The sequence below is a fragment of the Candidatus Proelusimicrobium excrementi genome (genome assembly GCF_937881865.1).
Lineage (GTDB): Bacteria > Elusimicrobiota > Elusimicrobia > Elusimicrobiales > Elusimicrobiaceae > Proelusimicrobium > Proelusimicrobium excrementi.
Genome location: NZ_CALGEO010000020.1, coordinates 1 through 1,853 on the forward strand (window position 1 = coordinate 1; position 1,853 = coordinate 1,853).

At 45.1% G+C, this 1,853-nt stretch carries 1 pseudogene; it reads left to right on the forward strand.

What is annotated here, in order from left to right:
- Positions 1–776: pseudogene (locus ACQY26_RS01350) on the forward strand (hypothetical protein); the annotation flags it as partial.
- Positions 777–1,853 lie beyond the last annotated feature (1,077 nt).

Consider the following 1,853-nt stretch of genomic DNA (forward strand, 5'->3'; position numbering starts at 1 on the left):
TCACGGCGAGCATCATTTCCAAGAAATACGCCGAAGGCGTGGACAGCCTTTTGATGGATGTTAAATTCGGCTCCGGCGCTTTCATGCAAAAATACGAAGACAGCAAAAAACTGGCCAAAGGTTTGGTCAACACGGCAAAACTTATGGGCCTTAAATGCCGCGCGCTTATAACCGATATGCAGCGTCCTTTGGGCCGCGCGATAGGCAACAGCAATGAAATGCTGCAAAGCATAAAAATATTAAAAGGCGACGCTCAAATCGCGCCTGATTTCTACGAACTGCTTTTGGAAACCGCCGCGCAAATGTTATTAATAAGCGGTAAAGCCAAAGACGTTAAAAAAGCCAAAGCCGAACTGGAGAAATATTTGCAAAACGGAGAGGCGGCGGAAAAGTTTAAACAAATCATCAAATGGCAGGGCGGTAATCCCGATATAGTGGATAATCCCGAAAAATACCTTAAAAACGCCAAACTCCAGCATTTGGTAAAAGCCGAAAAAGACGGTTATATAACGGAAATGGACGCAAAACTTTGCGGACAGGCGGCCGTACTTTTAGGCGCCGGCCGCGGCAAAATGGAAGACGAAATAGATTACGGAGCCGGCATTTGGCTGGAAAAGAAATACGGCGACGCCGTTAAAAAAGGCGATGTCATAGCGCACATTTATGCGTCGGATAAAAAACGCCTCGCGGCGGGCGCGGAGCTGTTTTTACAAGCTTTGACGATTAAAAAAAGCAAAGCAAAAAAAGAACCGATAGTAAGAGAAATAATAAAATAAATTCAAGCAATACCTCCGAAAGTCCCCGGGCGAGCACCGGGGATTTTTTATTGTAAAACTACGCACCCGACCTTTACGCAAAAACCCCACGCTTGCTTAGGGCAAACGCGGGGCGGTTAGTTGAGAGGCTAAGCCTCACGTAAAAGCTTATTTACAAATACAGCTCGAATATGTACACATGTCCCCACTGTACTCTTCGGGGCTTTCATAACCAGTAGCCGTCTCCCCATAATTAGAACAGTCTTCATTTGGGCGTACTGTATTCGCTCCGTTACAATAATAGCTTTCTTGATAGCTAGTACAACTCCAATAGTAATTTCCTTTGCAACGTCCTGATAGACCGCTGCCCGTCCAAGTGCTGCCACTGGGGCAAGTGCAAGTACCTGTCCAGCTGCCGTAACTCCAGCCGGAGCCGGAATAACAAGTGGCGGTTCTGGTTAAAGTCCCCCCTGTTGTTTCCTGCACCATTCCTTCGCAAGGGATACTGGTTGAACCTTTCGCTTCACAATTAGAGCCATTCCAGCACTGATTTGATGCACAAGAACCTGACCCGCTTTTTACGCATTCGTGGTACCCCTCAACATATCCATTTGCCGTATCACATTCGCAAGTGCCGTTTACTTCTATTGCCCCAGTCGGACATATACATTTGCAATTGGCTTCATCAAAATCGGCATATAATTGTCTTGCGTCGCATGTATCTACGGATTTATTGCAAGTAGGGCACGATCCCCCCCAATCGCTCCAAGCACCGTTTGAACAGCAAGTCCTGCTTTGGGTAGTATAAGAGCAACCGCTTGCCGTATATTTATTCTGCGTTGCTCCGGCTGTTGAACAGCTTTCTGCGTAGCCTAAACTTATGCAGGCGAAAAGACAAAATACTGTAAAAAATACATTTCTAACCGTTTTATTTTTTGACATCTTTTTCCTCTCCTTTATAGTTAAACAGTCCGCTAAAACTAACCTAAACGCAAATAAAGACATCTCATGCTTAGCAGGCCGATTTATGAGGAAAATTTATCAAAAAAAAACAAGTCAACTGTTTTCGCTTTTTAACAAAACGCCCCAACGTACAAC